14 protein-coding genes are annotated in these 17,684 nt (G+C 41.9%); 3 read left to right on the top strand and 11 right to left on the bottom strand.

The features are described 5' to 3' along the window. Positions 1-14 precede the first annotated feature (14 nt). Both J4856_RS11255 and guaB read right to left on the bottom strand, forming a co-directional pair. Complete coding sequence (locus J4856_RS11255; RefSeq protein WP_025838532.1) at positions 15-1,439, bottom strand: peptidylprolyl isomerase; 1,425 nt, start codon at positions 1,437-1,439, stop codon at positions 15-17. Between the two features lie 72 nt (positions 1,440-1,511). Continuing rightward, entirely contained in the window at positions 1,512-2,996 is a 1,485-nt protein-coding gene (gene guaB / locus J4856_RS11260) for an IMP dehydrogenase (RefSeq protein ID WP_025838530.1), read from the bottom strand. 323 nt (positions 2,997-3,319) lie between these two features. On the opposite strand from guaB, the gene J4856_RS11265 reads away from it, so the two are divergent. Next, positions 3,320-3,817 carry a Dps family protein gene (locus J4856_RS11265; RefSeq protein WP_044081146.1) on the top strand — a complete coding sequence of 166 codons (498 nt, stop codon included), beginning with the start codon at positions 3,320-3,322 and terminating at the stop codon, positions 3,815-3,817. 419 nt (positions 3,818-4,236) lie between these two features. Here the strand turns inward: J4856_RS11265 and J4856_RS11270 are convergent, their stop codons facing one another. From J4856_RS11270 to J4856_RS11305, 8 genes are all read right to left on the bottom strand, one after another. Then, positions 4,237-4,548: a helix-turn-helix domain-containing protein gene (locus J4856_RS11270; RefSeq protein ID WP_025838526.1), complete on the bottom strand. Its 312-nt coding sequence runs from the start codon at positions 4,546-4,548 to the stop codon at positions 4,237-4,239. A 3-nt stretch (positions 4,549-4,551) separates the two neighbouring features. After that, positions 4,552-4,902 (bottom strand): type II toxin-antitoxin system RelE/ParE family toxin, encoded by a 351-nt coding sequence (locus tag J4856_RS11275; protein ID WP_025838524.1) that lies wholly within the window; start codon positions 4,900-4,902, stop codon positions 4,552-4,554. A 225-nt stretch (positions 4,903-5,127) separates the two neighbouring features. Then, on the bottom strand, positions 5,128-7,311 hold the full coding sequence (recQ, locus tag J4856_RS11280) for a DNA helicase RecQ (protein ID WP_065367709.1): 2,184 nt from the start codon (positions 7,309-7,311) through the stop codon (positions 5,128-5,130). A gap of 101 nt (positions 7,312-7,412) precedes the next feature. Beyond that, positions 7,413-8,651, bottom strand: a complete 1,239-nt coding sequence (clpX, locus tag J4856_RS11285; RefSeq protein ID WP_025838522.1) for an ATP-dependent Clp protease ATP-binding subunit ClpX — start codon at positions 8,649-8,651, stop codon at positions 7,413-7,415. Positions 8,652-8,660: 9 nt separating this feature from the next. After that, positions 8,661-9,356, bottom strand: coding sequence for an ATP-dependent Clp endopeptidase proteolytic subunit ClpP (clpP, locus tag J4856_RS11290; protein WP_065367708.1), 696 nt, complete (start codon positions 9,354-9,356; stop codon positions 8,661-8,663). A gap of 177 nt (positions 9,357-9,533) precedes the next feature. Beyond that, entirely contained in the window at positions 9,534-10,898 is a 1,365-nt protein-coding gene (tig, locus tag J4856_RS11295) for a trigger factor (protein WP_025838520.1), read from the bottom strand. A 503-nt stretch (positions 10,899-11,401) separates the two neighbouring features. Beyond that, entirely contained in the window at positions 11,402-12,229 is an 828-nt protein-coding gene (gene lptB / locus J4856_RS11300) for an LPS export ABC transporter ATP-binding protein (RefSeq protein WP_025838519.1), read from the bottom strand. 176 nt (positions 12,230-12,405) lie between these two features. Continuing rightward, a complete protein-coding gene (locus tag J4856_RS11305; RefSeq protein ID WP_065367866.1) occupies positions 12,406-13,539 on the bottom strand; it encodes a transposase in 1,134 nt (377 codons plus the stop codon). Between the two features lie 187 nt (positions 13,540-13,726). On the opposite strand from J4856_RS11305, the gene J4856_RS11310 reads away from it, so the two are divergent. Together J4856_RS11310 and J4856_RS11315 are read left to right on the top strand one after the other, a co-directional pair. Next, positions 13,727-14,473, top strand: a complete 747-nt coding sequence (locus J4856_RS11310) for an MlaE family ABC transporter permease (RefSeq protein ID WP_025838517.1) — start codon at positions 13,727-13,729, stop codon at positions 14,471-14,473. A gap of 144 nt (positions 14,474-14,617) precedes the next feature. Then, entirely contained in the window at positions 14,618-15,385 is a 768-nt protein-coding gene (locus J4856_RS11315) for an ABC transporter ATP-binding protein (protein ID WP_025838515.1), read from the top strand. 232 nt (positions 15,386-15,617) lie between these two features. On the opposite strand, the gene J4856_RS11320 is transcribed toward J4856_RS11315, so the two are convergent. Next, complete coding sequence (locus J4856_RS11320; RefSeq protein ID WP_065367707.1) at positions 15,618-17,498, bottom strand: IS1634 family transposase; 1,881 nt, start codon at positions 17,496-17,498, stop codon at positions 15,618-15,620. Positions 17,499-17,684: the final 186 nt, after the last annotated feature.

The raw sequence follows: 17,684 nt of genomic DNA on the forward strand, positions 1-17,684 counted from the left end.
AATGCTTTATTATCTTAATGCTTATTGACTGTTGAAAGAACCTTCTTGTCAACAACTACTTTATACTTCTTGCGCAATGCTTCAATCCATGCTTTTTCAAGTTCCTCCTGATAATTAGAGACGACGATTTCGCGCACATCTTCCATTCCCTCTGGAGCCTTGATTTTCTTACCGAACACGGCATCAATTGGGTAACCTGCTACAGGTTTTACAGTCGTCTTCTCACCGAAGACATCACGATCTACCAATGCGTTATCACCTTTTTTAAAGAGTCCCTTCTCTACGCGAATACGAATGGTATTGTCAGCATTGAACTTATCACGCAATTTCTCTGCCCACTGATTGAAAGGAACATTCTTCACACATGCCTTCACTGCATCCACATCTTCTTTCGTTTTCACATGATAGGCAATACCTTTAAAACGTGGTTCAGTCCACTTATATTGTTTCTTATGCTTGCGGAAATAAGCCTCGAGTGCTTTTTCGTCCTTAGCAGCCTTATCCCACACCTCGCGATTGCTCATCTCAATCATTAGCAAACCATCATGATACTCTCGGATAAGATTCTTCATGCTTGCATCTTCCTCCTCTAGCGAAGCGAGTTTTTTATCTAACAACTGATTCGGTGTAATCGTCTTTCCTTCACTTTTTGCAAGAGAGTCAAGCTTCTGGTCGATAATCTGCTCACGCAATCCTCGCATCTCGATATACTGCATGATATCTGGACGTAGCGTATCATACGTTGGAAAACTCTCACGGCCACCCATCTTAATGATATGATAACCGAAAGGAGATAGTACAGGAGCACTTACCTCACCTGGCTTCAAAGCAAATAAAGCCTTCTCAAACTCCGGTACAGTCTGCCCTCTCTGTAGATGTTGCAACTCACCGCCATTCATAGCAGAATTAATATCTGTGGAATATTTCCTTGCGAGTTGAGCAAAATCAGCCCCACCTTTAAGGACGCTATAAATAGAATCAGCTAACTGCTTTGCTGCCTCTTGAGCCTCTTTCCCTGCATTCTGGTTTATTCCGATAAGGATATGTGCACAATTCCACATACCACCATTAGCCTCTACCTGCTGTTGTGCTTCACGATAAAGTCTATGACCTTCAGCCTCAACGTCAGCATCAGTGATAAAGGTTGGACGTACCTGCTGGTTACGATAACTTAGGAACTCCTTTTTAAAAGAGCTAAGTGTATCAAGGTGCGCATCAAGAGCAGCTTGAACTTTTAGTTTGTAATTGATAAAGAGGTCAACATATTCATCTACACTCTTTTTATCAATCACGCCTTCGGTATTGTTCTTATTATACGAATACTCAAATTCAGAACGGCTCACTGGCAGCCCATTGATGGTCATTATTATAGGGTCAGACTGCCCATATGCCATTGTTGTAGATAGCAGTAGAACTGACAAAAACGCTTTGAATTTCATTGTTATTATTTTAACGCAGGGACCCTCTCCCCTGAAAACAAGGAAGAGGGCGGATTACTTGTCGTCTATTTATTATTCTGGACGTGAATAGTTTGGTGCCTCACTGGTAATTGAGATGTCATGTGGATGACTCTCTAACACGCCAGCATTGGTAATGCGAGTGAACTTAGCATCATGCAAGCCTTCGATTGAGGCTGCACCGCAATAGCCCATACCTGAACGAAGTCCACCAACGAGTTGGTAAATGACTTCCTGAACTGTTCCCTTGTAAGGGACACGGCCAGCAATACCTTCTGGAACGAGTTTCTTAACATCACCGACATCGTTCTGGAAGTAACGATCACGTGAGCCATTCTTCTGTTCCATTGCTTCCAATGACCCCATACCACGATAGCTCTTGAACTTACGTCCATTGAAGATAATAGTATCACCTGGTGACTCTTCTGTACCAGCAACCAATGAACCTACCATCACACTGCTGCCACCTGCTGCCAAAGCCTTAACAACATCGCCTGAGTAACGCAAACCACCATCGGCAATCAATGGTACGCCCGTCCCATCCAACGCCTTGAAAACGTCATAGATAGCAGTCAGCTGTGGCACACCTACACCTGCAACGACACGTGTAGTACAAATAGAACCAGGTCCGATACCAACCTTAACAGCATCTGCACCATTATCAACTAAGAACTTTGCAGCCTCTCCTGTTGCAATGTTACCTACAACAACATCAAGATTAGGGAAAGCAGCCTTCACATCATGAAGCTTACCAATCACACCAGCAGAGTGTCCGTGTGCAGTATCGATAACGATAGCATCAACGCCAGCAGCGACAAGCGCTTGAGCACGTTCCATCGTATCTACGGTCACACCAACACCAGCTGCAACGCGAAGACGCCCCTTTTCATCTTTACATGCCATTGGTTTATCCTTAGCTTTGGTAATATCCTTGTAAGTAATCAGACCGACGAGACGATTCTCACGATCGACTACTGGCAATTTCTCAATCTTATTTTCCTGAAGAATCTGCGCAGCTGCTATAAGGTCAGTCTGCTGATGAGTTGTAACAAGGTTCTCCTTGGTCATCACATCGTCAATAAGTTTATCCAAGTGACGCTCAAAACGGAGATCACGATTGGTAACGATACCCACGAGATGATTCTCCTCATCGACTACAGGAATACCACCGATATGGTAGTCTGCCATCATACCAAGCGCATCCTTCACAGTACGCCCCTTGCGGATAGTAACAGGATCATAAATCATACCATTCTCAGCTCGTTTCACAATAGCAACTTGACGCGCCTGGTCTTCGATACTCATGTTCTTATGTATCACACCGATACCACCTTCACGTGCGATCGCTATAGCCATAGAGCTCTCCGTAACGGTATCCATAGCTGCTGTAACGAAAGGTACATTAAGATCAATGTTACGTGAAAACTTGGTTTTCAACACCACCTCTTTAGGCAGGACTTCTGAAAAAGCCGGAATTAAAAGGACGTCATCGTAGGTTAAGCCGTCCATCGCGATTTTGTCTGCAACAAATGATGACATAATTGTATTTTAGAAATTTATTGCATGCAAATTTAGCAATTAAATATCAAACAGACTGGCTTTTTCCGGTTTTTCTCACACCTTATTAAAAGTATTTAATATTTATTCTTTGACATGTTCCCTACTTTTCGTCCATGACGGTAAAATAACCAGCAAGAATTCATTTTTTACAAAAGCTAACATATCGGCAATAACAACCTTATTATCAGCCAATAACAAGCACATACAGTTTATATCAATGAGTGAATAGAATTTATCTGTTGTAGCAGATTGAGAAACTCACTAACTTTGCACTCGTAAACAAGAAACAACAACTTAAAAACATATTAAAGACGAGAACATTAGATTTATTAGGATTAGACGAGAAGAAGGTACAGAACGTAGTAAACGAGCTTTCAGTTTTACTGGCAGACTTTCAAGTATTCTACAGCAATCTCCGCAATTTCCACTGGAACGTAAAGGGACATGGTTTCTTTGTATTGCATAGCAAGTATGAGGAACTCTACAACGATGCTGCAGAGAAGGTTGATGAGGTAGCAGAGCGAATCCTTCAGTTAGGCAGCACTCCAGAGAGCCGCTTCAGTGAATATCTAAAGGTCACAGAAATCAAAGAGGCTGACGTTGTTAGTTGCAGCAAAGAGGCAGTTAATTTACTCTTAGACTACTATAAGACACTGATTGCACGTGAGCGTAGAATCATCGAACTAGCTTCTGATGCACACGATGATACAACCGTTTCATTGGTAAGCGACTTCCTCAAAGAGCAGGAAAAGACAGTTTGGATGCTCGTTGCTACAAAGTCACAGAGCTGCGCAGAATAATACAAAAACATTATAAATAGCCAAGAGGCTGAATCAGAAGTAGAAATGCACGCCATAGGCATTTGTCAAAAGGTTTAATCGAAGAATTGACTAAACTCGTACCACTCTTCATTAATCACTGACCACTTTCTGATTCAGCCTCTTTATTGATTTAGCTACATGGAAAACAAAAAAATATCTTAAGAACTTTCTGGTAAACACTTCCCATGTTAGCTTGCCATCATCGTCTTAAAATATTCGTTATACTGACCATTAGCGTTCTATATTCCCATCTTCAGATAACATATTATTGCTCCGCACATATCGTGCTAACGCTCCGCACACGTCGTGTTGTTGGTAAACACCATTAGTGCTGAGTGCTAAACACCTTGCAATATATTGCCGAAACGAACTCTACTTGCTACTTTTCACCAGCGAAACTATCCTACCACTAAAGCAAAACGAAGTCCTAAAGCATTCGCAATCTGCATAAAAGTAGAAAGTTGCATATCACTGTTTCCACGCTCAATATTCGAGATATACTCTCGCTTCTTACCTATCTTATCCGCCAACTGTTGCTGCGTCATCTTCTGCTGCTTGCGCTGTTCCTTTAGCAGTTCTGCATAATAGTAAGCCTTGGCACGTGCCTCAAACTCTTCCCGTTCAGGCGATCCAGGCTCCCCATATTTCTCTGTTAAGCGTTCAGAAGAGGTGCGTAACTTTGCTAACTTATTTTCATCTAACTTTATCATATCTTATTCCTCCATATAATTTTCCAACAATCTATAAGCCTTGCTTATCTCACGTTTATATTGTTTCGTATCTTTCTTCAAAAAAGAATTAAGATACAAGATCTTTGTTGCTTGCATAAAACTGGTAGCATTCACCGCAAACAGAATTGTGCGATACTCATTACTACCCAAGGAAATACGTGCCTCATAAAGGTCTGTATTCTCTAAATGCTTCACATAATTCTTCTTTACGACATCTTGTGTCTTGATAATATGCTCCACATAATCGTATTTCTCTTTAGTTTTTGAATCCAAGCCTGCATAATAGGCTTCATACTCTGGTGAGTAGATGACTTCTCTTACAACTTTATCCATAAGCAAAGGTAATAAATAGATTACATATATACAAATAAATGGAATAAATTAATTACATTATTAAGATTTATAAAGGAGTTGCGACTAACAATAAATAGATTAAGACTCAGAGGTTTGCTTTCAGTTTGTAGATTAAAAGGATTTCGGTTATAGACTGTAGGGATACACAAATCGTGTATCCCTACAGATAAAGAGCTATACACCCATTAATAATGATGTGTTGTATTAGTTAGCCATCTCTGACAAGAACTTAATGCGTACAAGACGAATTTCTTCTTCGCTATAGTCACTATCAAGCTCTTCCATAGCAGCATCGAGGCTATCAGTCTCGCTTTCCATAAAGTAATCATAAATATCATCTACCTGATCCTCATCATACACATCTTCTAGGAAGTAGTCGATATTGAGTTTTGTTCCACTATATACGATTTCTTCTATCTTTGTCAGCAAATCATCAAAGTCAAGGCCTTCAGCTAATGCAATATCATCAAGTGGTAACTTACGATCAATACTTTGGATAATCTTAACCTTCTGTATAGACTTCTTAGCCACCGTCCTAACTCGTAACTCTTCTGGACGTTCAATATTATTCTCCTCACAATGCTGCTTTATCAACTCAAGGAATTCCTTTCCGTAACGTTTTGCCTTACCAGCACCGACACCTTGGATATTCTGTAATTCTTGTTCGTTGATAGGATACATCATAGCCATCTGTTCCAATGAGACATCCTGGAAGATGACGTAAGGAGGAATCTCCAACTTATGTGCAATCTTCTTGCGGAGGTTCTTCAACATAGAGAAGAGTTCTGGATCAAGAACTGCCGTACCCATCATTGGGTCTTCATCCTCATCTTCCTCTCTGAACTCGGTATCCATAACTATCATAAACGATTCTGGAGATTTCAAGAATCGTTTACCAGCAGCAGTAAGTTTTAGTAAACCATAGTTTTCAACATCCTTTTTCAGATAACCTGCCAAGAGTGCTTGACGTATCACAGGATTCCAAATCTTAGGATTCTCATCCTCGCCCTCTCCAAAGTCGTCCAACTCATCATGCTTATGATCTTTCTGATCATCAGTAGCCCTACCGCGCACAAAATCGATAACATACTCTTGCCGGAAGTTCTCTTTCAATGTCTTCACAGCTTGAAGAACGACGAGAAGTTGCTTCTGAGCTTCTATCTTTGTCTTTGGATGCAAACAATTGTCACACATTGAGCAGTTACATTTTGGATAGCCTTCACCAAAGTAATGTAACAGCATCTTACGGCGGCAGACAGATGATTCTGCATAGGCTTCGGTCTCTTGTAACAATTGACGACCGATATCTTGCTCAGCAACAGGCTTTCCCTCCATAAACTTCTCCAGTTTATTAAGGTCTTTTTTAGAATAGAACACAACACAGATGCCTTCTTCTCCATCACGTCCTGCTCGTCCTGTTTCCTGATAATAGCCTTCAAGGCTCTTCGGAATATCATAGTGGATGACAAATCGTACGTCTGGTTTGTCAATACCCATACCAAAGGCTATCGTTGCCACAATAATATCCAACTCTTCCATGAGAAAGTCGTCCTGTGTCTTAGAGCGTGTCTCAGAATCGAGTCCTGCGTGATAAGGAGCAGCCTTAATATCATTAGCTTGCAAGATAGCAGCTAACTCTTCCACCTTCTTACGTGAAAGACAATAGATGATACCACTCTTGCCTGTATGCTGTTTGATAAACTTGATAATCTGCTTATTCGTATCGTCATCACCCTTCTTCGGACGTACCTCATAATAAAGGTTTGGACGATTAAAAGAGCTTTTGAACTCGGCACAATCCTCAATACCTAAGCTACGTACAATATCCGTACGCACCTTATCAGTAGCCGTTGCTGTCAAAGCAATGACAGGAGCAGTGCCAATCGTTTCGATAGCACAACGAATCTTACGATACTCTGGTCGGAAATCATGTCCCCACTCCGAGATACAATGTGCCTCATCGATGGCGTAGAAACTAATCTTGACTGACTTCAGGAACTCCATATTCTCCTCCTTATTCAAAGACTCTGGAGCAACATAGAGCAGTTTTGTACGACCTGAAACGATATCTGAACGAACCTTATCAATTTCTGCTTTCTTCAACGATGAGTTGAGATAATGTGCCACACCATTTTCCTCGCTGATTCCATTGATGACATCCACTTGGTTCTTCATCAATGCAATGAGCGGAGAAACGACAATTGCCGTTCCTTCCATAATTAATGAGGGAAGCTGATAGCAAAGACTCTTGCCACCACCAGTTGGCATCAATACGAAAGTATCATGTCCGGCAAGAAGATTACGAATAATTGCTTCCTGGTCGCCTTTGAACTTATCAAAGCCAAAGTAGTGTTTTAGTTTTTCGGTAAGATTGACTTCTTGTGTCATGTTAATAGCTGGATATATTCCGATCCTTTACGGTTCTGTAGAAATAACACAGCCCACTGATGCGACTTGATCTTCACATCAGTAGGCTGTATTTATAGGTTTTATGAGACTGTATTCGATTTCTGAATATGTGCTTTGTTTAATTGTTGACGAACGTAATCTTCAGTCACTTCAAATGACTTAATACGCCGTGATGGCACATCAAACATAGCATCCATCATTACCGCCTCAACAATTGAACGCAATCCACGGGCACCGAGCTTATACTCTACACCCTTATCTACGATATAATCAAGTGCTGGTTCAGTGAAAGTTAGTTCAATACCATCCATCTTAAACAACTTAATATACTGCTTCACAATAGAGTTCTTGGGTTCAACCAAAATTCTACGTAACGCCTCACGATCAAGCGGATTAAGATAAGTTAGCACTGGCAAACGTCCAATAATTTCAGGAATAAGACCGAATGACTTTAAGTCCTGAGGAAGAACATACTTCATCAGGTCGTTCTTATCAATCTTTGCAACATTTTGAACAGAGTTGTAACCGACTGTATGTGTATTCAGTCGTTGCGCTATCTTACGCTCAATTCCATCAAAAGCACCACCACAGATGAAGAGGATATTGCGCGTATCAACGTGTATGTAATCCTGATCAGGATGCTTACGACCACCCTTTGGTGGTACGTTCACCATGGTTCCTTCCAGAAGTTTCAACAAACCCTGCTGTACACCCTCACCACTCACGTCACGTGTTATGCTTGGATTATCACTCTTACGTGCAATCTTATCAATCTCATCGATAAAAACAATACCACGTTCTGCTGCTGCCACATCATAGTTTGCAACCTGCAAAAGACGTGAAAGGATACTCTCCACATCCTCACCTACATATCCAGCTTCGGTGAAGACGGTAGCATCAACAATCGTGAATGGTACGTCAAGGAGTTTGGCAATGGTGCGTGCAAGCAATGTCTTACCCGTACCCGTCGAACCAACCATAATGATGTTGCTCTTCTCAATCTCTACACCATCATCGTCCTTAGGTTGTTGGAGACGCTTATAATGGTTATAAACGGCTACAGCTAGATAGCGTTTCGCTTCATCCTGGCCTATGATATATTCGTCAAGATACTTCTTGATTTCCTTTGGCTTAGGAACTTTCTTTAGCGTAAACGTGTTCTCCTCGCCATCCTGACCCTGTGACAGCACACCTGTCTGCATGGCGATATTATAAGCCTGCTGTGCACAATCCTCACAGATATAGCCATTCAAGCCAGTGATAAGAAGTTTCACCTCCTTTTCACCTCGACCACAAAAACTACATTTCTTTTGGGGCATTATTATCCTTTACTTTACTCCTTCTTCCGAAGTGTTATTTACTGGTTTTCTCATCAGAACCTCATCAATCATTCCGTACTCCTTAGCTTCCTCAGAGGTCATCCAATAGTTACGGTCACTATCGTTCCATACCTTTTCAAAAGACTGATGAGAGTGTTCACTAATGATTGTATAGAGTTCCTTCTTGAACTTCTGAATCTCACGTGCTTCAATCTCAATATCTGAAGCCTGACCCTGAACACCACCCAATGGCTGATGAATCATCACACGACTATGCTTTAGGGCAGAACGTTTACCCTCCTTACCTGCAACAAGCAATACGGCAGCCATTGACGCAGCCATACCTGTACAGAGCGTCGCAACGTCACTTGAAATAAACTGCATAGTATCATAGATACCCAAGCCTGCTGTTACGCTTCCACCAGGAGAGTTAATATAAATAGAGATATCCTTACCTGGATCAACAGAATCCAAATAAAGTAGCTGTGCCTGAATTGTATTGGCTGAATAGTCATCTACCTGCGTCCCGAGGAAGATGATTCTTTCCATCATCAAACGTGAGAAGACATCCATCTGTGTTACGTTCAGCTGACGCTCCTCTAGGATATATGGGTTTAGATACTGTGCCTGTGCTCTCATCACGTCATCAAGCACCATACCATTCATCCCAAGATGCCCTGTAGCATACCTTCTAAAATCGTTCATTGTTTTCCTTTCTTATAATTTATATATGACAAAAAATAGAGGTTATCGACCTCTCTTATCATTGTCATCTATACAAACACCATGCCACTCAGAGCGACATTCGCCTGCATATCTAAAGCAAAGATAAGCAAAAAAATCGATAACCTCTATATATAAAGGAAGATTTTTCTAAAAATATTACTCGCTTACAAGTTTGTTAAACTCCTCAAGACTTACGGTCTTAACGTTCAATTTTACAACTTCCTTGATAGCTTCTGCGAGCTTGCGATCAAGAGCTGACTCAACGAATGAGTCTATGTTCTCGCGCTTCTTCAGCATCTCATCAGCATAACCATTCAAGTAATCCTCTGGTACGTTAGTCATACCATACTGAGCAAACTGTGCACGTGCCATCTGACGAGCACTCTCGCGAACATCGTTATCATCAACCTTGATACCATGATCCTTAGCTAACTGCTCCTTAATCAGGTGCCATGTCAACTCCTTGATACTCTGTGCGTAGTTCTTCTCTACAAACTCCTCACCCTTATCCTGGTTGTTTGCCAACATGATACGCTTCAAAATAGCGTCTGGGAAAGTCAGTTCACCTACCTTCTTCTCGCAGTAAGCGCGGAGATCCTGAATAAACTTGTAGTTAGAATCACCCTTTAACTGCTCTGCCAAACCATCAGCAATTGCCTTACGGAAAGCTGCCTCATCCTTGATATCAGCATCTTCACCATAAACACTCTTCCAAAGTTCAGCATTATTCTCAGCCTTAACGAAGCGTGAAATCTCTGTAATCTGATAAGAGAAGTTACCTTTATGCTCAGCAACTTCTTCCTTCTTAATCTTCAAAAGTGAAGAAACCTCAATATCGTTATCAGGATAAGCTGCTGTTGGGTTAAAGATAATGATATCACCAAGCTTAGCACCATCGAAGAGTTTCTTCTGATCCTCAACCTTGATGTACTGTGGCATCAATGATGCGCCCTCAACGGTGATACCACCCTCGAGTGTATTTCCATTCTCATCCAACTCACGGAGGTCACCCTTCAACATATCACGCTGCTCTGGATCGAACACCTCAGCCTTGTCATAGTGACCAGAACGGCTCTGGAACATCTCAACCTGCTGATCGATTAACTTGTCATCAACAGCAATCTCGTAATAGTCAATCTTGTTCTTGCCATTCAACTCAATCTTAAATTCTGGAGCAACAGCAATATCAAACTTGAACTCGTAAGGAGCTGGCTTCTCCAAGTCTATTGGCTCCTGTGACTCAGAGCCCATTGGCTGACCTAACATCTGAATCTTGTTATCAGCAATATATTTCTGAAGGTTTTCACCAAGAAGTTTGTTAATAGCATCCATCTTAATCTGTGGACCGTACTGGCGCTTTAACAAGCCCATAGGCACCTGACCCTTACGGAAACCAGGAACGTCGGCACGTTTACGGTAATCTTTGAGAGTCTTCTCAACCTCATCCTTGTAATCAGCTTCCTCAACGAGGATGGTCATCAAACCATTCACTTTGTCGGGATTCTCAAATGAAATTTTCATCTTTGATGTTAAATATTTAGTTTATTATTAATTATCAAAAGAGTAAATTCACAAGAAGACACAATGCCCCTATGAACTTTGAAATGCAAAGATACTTAAAAAATCGCATAACCTTATAATATATAAGTGGAAATTTATTTTTTTAACCAAGATAATTGGCTACAGAAGGCTATAATTGGTTTTATTTTTTAACCAACAAAGCTGCTTACAACCAACTCTCATATTAAGTTTTACTGTATGCAGCTTTTATTTTCAGCTTTCTTTGAAAAAAGAAAAGGCTTTGTTGTCGAATTATTTTCATGAAAAAAAATATTTATGGTCGTGAAGAAAAATATTTCTTTTCATGAAGAAAAATATTTCTTTTCATGAAAAAAAATATTTTTCTTCATGAAAATAATTCGCAACTTACTTACTCTTGCATAAACAAAGGCACAAAGAATGCTTTATCTTTGCGCCTTTCTGACGGCTAATATAGCCTATCTAAAAGTGAGGATATATTCCTCTTATAAACCATTCGCCTCTTCCTGTGCACGTTTACGCTGGTCGAGCAACTGAAAGTCTTTCTTCTGAAGAACGAAGTCTGTACCGAGATATTTCTCCTTCACTATCTTATTGGCTGCCAACTCCTCTGGAGTTCCCTTGAAGAGAATACGACCCTCAAAAAGAAGATAGGCGCGGTCGGTAATATTCAGCGTCTCATGCACATTGTGATCGGTGATAAGGATACCGATATTACGGAACTTCAAACGCCAAACGATGTGCTGGATATCCTCAACGGCGATAGGGTCGACGCCTGCAAAAGGCTCATCAAGCATGATAAACTTTGGATCGATAGCCAAACAGCGAGCAATTTCACAACGACGACGCTCACCACCAGAAAGACGGTCACCAAGATTCTTACGCACCTTTTCCAATCGGAATTCGCGAATCAGACTCTCCATCTTGTCGATACGTTCCTGCTTTGATAGCTTTGTCATCTCCAAGACACTCATGATATTATCTTCCACACTCATCTTACGGAAGACACTCGCCTCCTGTGGGAGATAGCCAATACCAGCACGCGCACGCTTATAAACAGGGAAATTGGTAATCTCCTGATCATCAATATACACATGTCCTTCATTAGGGACCACCAATCCTGTTGTCATATAAAACGACGTGGTCTTTCCCGCACCATTTGGTCCGAGCAATCCCACAATCTCACCCTGCTTCACATTGATGCTCACACCATTGGCAACAGTACGCTTTCCGTATCGCTTCACCAGTTTCTCTGTACGAAGAATACTTCCCTCGCCTTCTGGGCGCACAACAATATTATCTGATTCTGACATAGTTTTCTCTTTTAAGCTATCGCTGCAAAATTACGAAATAAAAAGCAGATAGCAGTCATAAAGACGTGAAAAGAAACAAAAGAACAATACAGATAAATCTATAGCTACGCGTCTACGCTTCTATTAAAAGACGTTCTCACGAAGGTTCTATGCCTTGATTGTTTGGTAGCTATCCCCTATTCTTCACCAGAAGTATATCTTAATAACTCCTGCTCGAATGCCATCGTCCATGCTTCATTGCTAAGTGCTGCTGACATTGAATTAAGGGCTTGACACTGCTCACGCGAAATAGGCCTACGTTCGTGATGATATGCCCATGGGGCTAACATAAGGAGTCGCCCTTCACAACAAGCATCAAAATACTGCCCAGGCGGCTTATAAAGGGGAGGGAAACCGTTTTCTAACAAGACTATAAGCGGGAGTTTCTCCTCCAATGCTGCACGTGCTATTTCTTTTTCTCCAGCCGATATACAGGGGCTAACAAGTACTCCTCCCTCTCGTCCTCGTGCAAGGAAGTATTCCTTTTGTAAGGCTATAAGGCGTAGGTTTTCTGGTGTCTTGTTGTTATGACAACGTACCTGCAGTCTTATTGGGTGCTCTAATAACCACTGATTTCCTATAGCCGAGAAAGTTCTTTCACCCACCTTCAAACTATTCACAACACGAAAGAGTTTCGGATTATCCCGCTTCATCGCCAGCCGTCTTGGGTTATCTGCAACATATCTGAACATATTCTCTAACTGCCCCTTCCCTCTTAGCACGCTGTCATGATAGCCTGGAGCAAAGAGCAAGCCATGCTCTGGGTGCTTGCAACCTCGCTGCTTAGTCCTTTCTCCGCTGCCAGCCAGCCTCTGCCTTCCGATTCTGTCCTCCTGTCCCTGCTTCTGAGGCAGTGCCTCAGAACTCCCCAACACCAGCCGCCGATACGCCCGATTACAGCCAACCTTGAACCCGTTGACAACCTTCCCCAGGTGTACAGCCATCTCATGTGTCACAAAAAGGATGCCGTGTATATGGTCTGGCATAACCTGAAAAGCAAGCACACTCACCTCTGGATAATGCTTGGGAATCTCTCGCCAACAACACACAACCTCACTCCCCAGCTCCGTTGGTTCTATATAGGCGGATGCTACAGCTGCAGTTCGACGCATAAGCCTTCCCAACAGCGGCTGTCTTCCTTCCGTACAGAGCGTTATCATATAGATACTCCGTCCTTGATAGTCATGCCCTTTAAGCCTCCGTAGCAGCGAGGCCACACGCGCACGACGCCAACCTACCCCTTCCACATATATTGCAGGATTACTTTTCATAGCCTTCAACTCATAGTTTGTCACGCACAAAAATACAAATATAATCCTAAAAGTCCATACAACAGACACAAAGATACTGTTTTCAGAAAAAGAAAAGCTACCCTCATGACTATTAAATAATGTCTTTCTTTTCTCTTTCTGTGATATTTTAGTTAAATTTGCATTTTCAACATCAAATAAAAAGAGCATGCTTTTATTCAAATGGCTGACCACATTCGGTAATTATCTTATATTAATGGGACGATCATTCAGTCGTCCGGAACGAATGAGAATGTTCATGAAGCGATATGTTAAAGAGATGTCCCAGTTGGGTGTTGACTCAATTGGCATCGTGTTGCTCATCTCTTTTTTCATTGGAGCTGTTATATGTATTCAGATTAAACTCAACGTGCAGAGCCCTTGGATGCCTCATTGGGTATCAGGTTATGTGACACGTGAGATTATGCTATTGGAGTTCTCCAGTAGTATCATGTGTCTGATTCTATCGGGTAAGGTTGGGTCAAACATTGCTTCTGAGTTAGGAACCATGCGCGTGACACAGCAGATAGATGCCTTAGAGATTATGGGTATCAATTCCGCCAGTTACCTCATCCTACCAAAGATTATGGGACTCATCACTATCATGCCATTTCTTGTTATCTTTTCGGCAGCAACAGGTATCATTGGAGCATACGCCACAGCCTACCTTGCACATATCATCACACCAGTAGATTTGACTGCTGGTTTGCAACATGATTTCAATCCGTGGTTTATGTGGATGAGTATCATCAAGGGATTCTTCTTTGCCTTTATCATTTCAAGTGTATCATCTTACATGGGCTACACGGTGAAGGGTGGAAGTGTTGAAGTCGGCAAAGCATCTACTGACGCTGTAGTCTGCTCAAGCGTACTGATTCTCTTCAGCGACGTTTTCCTCACACAGATGTTGAGTTAAACCTCCCCCAACCCCTCCAAAGGAGGGGAGATGAGAGAATAAATCAACTCTTAAAAGTTAATACTAACTAATTAATAAGCCCATCTTCCCCCACAAGTAAGCAGATTGGGCTCCCCTCCCTTCGGAGGGGTCGGGGGAGGCTCTATGATTGAAGTAAAACACCTTTATAAATCATTCGGCGATAAAGAAGTGCTGAAAGATATCAACACCATTTTTGAAGACGGAAAAACTAACCTCATCATCGGACAGAGTGGTGCAGGTAAAACCGTTCTTATGCGCTCTCTCACAGGACTCCTTGAGCCTACGAAGGGCGAAGTGCTCTACGACGGACGTAACTTTGTCAAGATGACAAAGAAAGAACAGATTCTCATGCGACGTGAGATGGGTATGATCTTCCAAGGAGCAGCCCTCTTCGACTCGCTCACCGTATTGGAAAACGTACGTTTCCCACTGGACATGTTCTCGGATATGACGGCAAAGGAACGTGACAAAAGAGCAATGGAATGTCTGGATCGTGTGAATCTGACTGGAGCTGAACAGAAGTTCCCTGGTGAGATATCAGGTGGTATGCAGAAACGTGTTGCCATCGCGAGGGCCATCGTCATGAATCCGAAGTATCTTTTCTGCGATGAACCAAACTCTGGCCTTGACCCAAAGACCTCATTGGTCATCGACGATTTGCTTACAGGTATCACACGCGAGTTTAACATGACAACCATCATCAACACGCATGATATGAACTCAGTGTTGGGTATTGGTGAGAATATCATCTTTATCTCAGATGGTAAGAAAGAATGGCAAGGTGACAAGAACTCTGTCATTACATCGAAAAATGAAAAGTTAAACGACCTCGTCTTCGCATCAGATCTCTTTAAGAAAGTCAAGAAAATAGAAAAGGAAGATATGAAATAAGAACTACAAACTCTTCCATATAAGTTGCCAACAGGACGCCTTATTGGCACTCCGCAAGACAACATAACACAAAAGGAAAGTCCTCCTGCTTATCATCTCTTCCTAAATGAGGTTGAAACATATCAGCAGGAGGACTTTCCTTTATATATCTCTTAGTCCACAAGACTCTTCACCCAAGTTTAACCCCCACTTTCGCCTATTCCTGGCAGTCATCGTACTTTCCTCGTTTTTCTTATGGGCTCTGTGTCCTACAAATTTTATTCTTTTTGTATGGTGAGTGTTTTAAGTTCAACTTATCGTATATCTGTTTTGCTTGCTTCGAAGGACTACTACATTGGCGCATCTCGATGTTCTCACCTAATGGATTCTTCCCTTTTGTTGTGACGAGCTTCTGGGTGCTCATACGTCGTACAATCTCGGTCCAGTAACAGGATTCTCCTTCTCGTTTTAATTGACAGCGGATGGTGTTTACCACCCAATAGGCTAATAAACCGAAGAAGAGGTGTGCGTCGCTTCGCTCATCTTTCTGATGATAGATAGGACGGAGGTTGAGGTCATTCTTTAGTTGCCTGTTTGTACATTCTATCTCACGAATGAGATTGTAGTATTCCCATGTCACACGCTCATCAAGTGTCCTGATATTGCTGCGGAGGAAGTAGACTCCGTGACCGGACTCCATTGCCGAGAGGTCTTTTATCTCCCAGTCTACGCGCAGCATCTGCTTGGGTTTCTTCTCATCTTTTATGTAGCTTATCTGATAGAACTTCGCTATAGATGGGTACTTCTGTATGGCACGTCCTGTACGTTCAACAACCTTTTCATAGGTTTTTGTTCCACCTTTCTTGGAGATTCCATCGTTTATTCTCTTCAGTTCCATCTCAAAACGCTCTCTCCAGACCCTGTTCATAGACGACTCTGTCATAGCTTTCGAAGGAGATGTTATTTCGAGATAATAATCCTTGTCATCTTCTGTCTTAACCTCTTTCAGCGTTATTTTCTGCCGACGGGCATCCATTACCGTAACACTCTTGTTATCATCACTGAGCGTATAGTCCTTCATCTTTGTACGGGATACGCAGAGATAATTGTAACCTTTTCTTTTGATCAGCTCCAAGTTCTCTTCCGTGGCAACACCTGCATCCATGACAACGAGCGTATCTTTTGTCCGTGATGGATTCCTCTTTGCTAACGTATCAATCATATTGGGCAGAGACTTAGGGTCTGCTGTATTACCCTCCAAGATAGAAGAATAACGTATAAAACCTTCTTTATTGATACATAGTGCAAGTACAAGTAGCTTACAGTCAGAGCGTTTTTCTTTTGATCGGCCGAACTTGGCCTTGTTGCTGTTACGCTTGCTGCCCTCGAAATAGAAGTTGGTTAAGTCGAAGAGCATCAACTTGTTGTCTATATTAAAGAGATCGTCAGTAACGTTGCACAGATGACGCTCTAACTGTTCCTTTAGTTCATATAATTTGTCAGTGACTTTATACAGAGAATTGATTCCTGGTGTCCAGCCAGGAACTCCACTATAAAGTTCACCAGCAGCCGAGTTATCACGCAAATAATAATAAGACGAACGTTCAGAAACAGCATATACTGTGCGAACAATCAATGCTGACAAAGCTGTGTGTATTGTATTCTCCGTCCAGCCGTTTTTGCGCAGGAAACCCTCTAATTGCAGTTTGTCTATCGTCTGCTTGCAGAGCCACTCAGCACCGACATTCCTTGCGTCAGTATATTTTGCCGTCTCAAGGTCAACGTAGTTCTCATATTTTCTCAGCGACTTCTGCTCTTCCTTGTTAAACCTATCAATTCCACCTTCGTTCTCCATACGGCTCCACCATTCATCAGCCTTTACCTGTTCAATAGGAGTAAGTCCGTCAAGATGTTCCTTGAAAAGCGAGGGTGTACTTCTGTTTTTGAAGCGTTCGGTAAGTGCGTATGCAATTTTTCGAACCTGTACGGCTGTAAGTGAAGGCTCGAACCCGATGTTCAACAGAATTAGCGAATGTACATGACCCTGCACGTCACGATATGACTCCTTAATGCGATAATAAGGAGCCATGTCGCCTGTTGCAGGGTTGAATCGTGTCTGTACATTTGCGTGCATGAGTGCAAAGTAACAAAATAATTTTGATATGACGGTGTCCTACAAATCAGATTTTACTCCTCGTTACAATACCCTATGCCTGATTATCAGTCTTTTATGAAATTAATACCACATAAAACATCCCGAAAATTTATGAAAAATATTTTTACCGGTTAAACTTGGGTTCACTTTCTTCCTATAAGATAT

Origin of the sequence: Prevotella scopos JCM 17725 (assembly GCF_018127785.1) — a bacterium.
In the GTDB taxonomy this organism is placed as follows: Bacteria; Bacteroidota; Bacteroidia; order Bacteroidales; family Bacteroidaceae; genus Prevotella; species Prevotella scopos.

What these genes read in the sequence shown, in the direction of transcription:
- J4856_RS11270 (WP_025838526.1), bottom strand. Translation starts at nt 4,548, where the DNA reads ATGATAAAGTTAGATGAAAATAAGTTAGCAAAGTTACGCACCTCTTCT.
- clpX (WP_025838522.1), bottom strand. Translation starts at nt 8,651, where the DNA reads ATGCCCCAAAAGAAATGTAGTTTTTGTGGTCGAGGTGAAAAGGAGGTG.
- J4856_RS11255 (WP_025838532.1), bottom strand. Translation starts at nt 1,439, where the DNA reads ATGAAATTCAAAGCGTTTTTGTCAGTTCTACTGCTATCTACAACAATG.
- J4856_RS11275 (WP_025838524.1), bottom strand. Translation starts at nt 4,902, where the DNA reads ATGGATAAAGTTGTAAGAGAAGTCATCTACTCACCAGAGTATGAAGCC.
- tig (WP_025838520.1), bottom strand. Translation starts at nt 10,898, where the DNA reads ATGAAAATTTCATTTGAGAATCCCGACAAAGTGAATGGTTTGATGACC.
- J4856_RS11320 (WP_065367707.1), bottom strand. Translation starts at nt 17,498, where the DNA reads ATGCACGCAAATGTACAGACACGATTCAACCCTGCAACAGGCGACATG.
- J4856_RS11310 (WP_025838517.1), top strand. Translation starts at nt 13,727, where the DNA reads ATGCTTTTATTCAAATGGCTGACCACATTCGGTAATTATCTTATATTA.
- J4856_RS11315 (WP_025838515.1), top strand. Translation starts at nt 14,618, where the DNA reads ATGATTGAAGTAAAACACCTTTATAAATCATTCGGCGATAAAGAAGTG.
- lptB (WP_025838519.1), bottom strand. Translation starts at nt 12,229, where the DNA reads ATGTCAGAATCAGATAATATTGTTGTGCGCCCAGAAGGCGAGGGAAGT.
- guaB (WP_025838530.1), bottom strand. Translation starts at nt 2,996, where the DNA reads ATGTCATCATTTGTTGCAGACAAAATCGCGATGGACGGCTTAACCTAC.
- J4856_RS11305 (WP_065367866.1), bottom strand. Translation starts at nt 13,539, where the DNA reads ATGAAAAGTAATCCTGCAATATATGTGGAAGGGGTAGGTTGGCGTCGT.
- recQ (WP_065367709.1), bottom strand. Translation starts at nt 7,311, where the DNA reads ATGACACAAGAAGTCAATCTTACCGAAAAACTAAAACACTACTTTGGC.
- clpP (WP_065367708.1), bottom strand. Translation starts at nt 9,356, where the DNA reads ATGAACGATTTTAGAAGGTATGCTACAGGGCATCTTGGGATGAATGGT.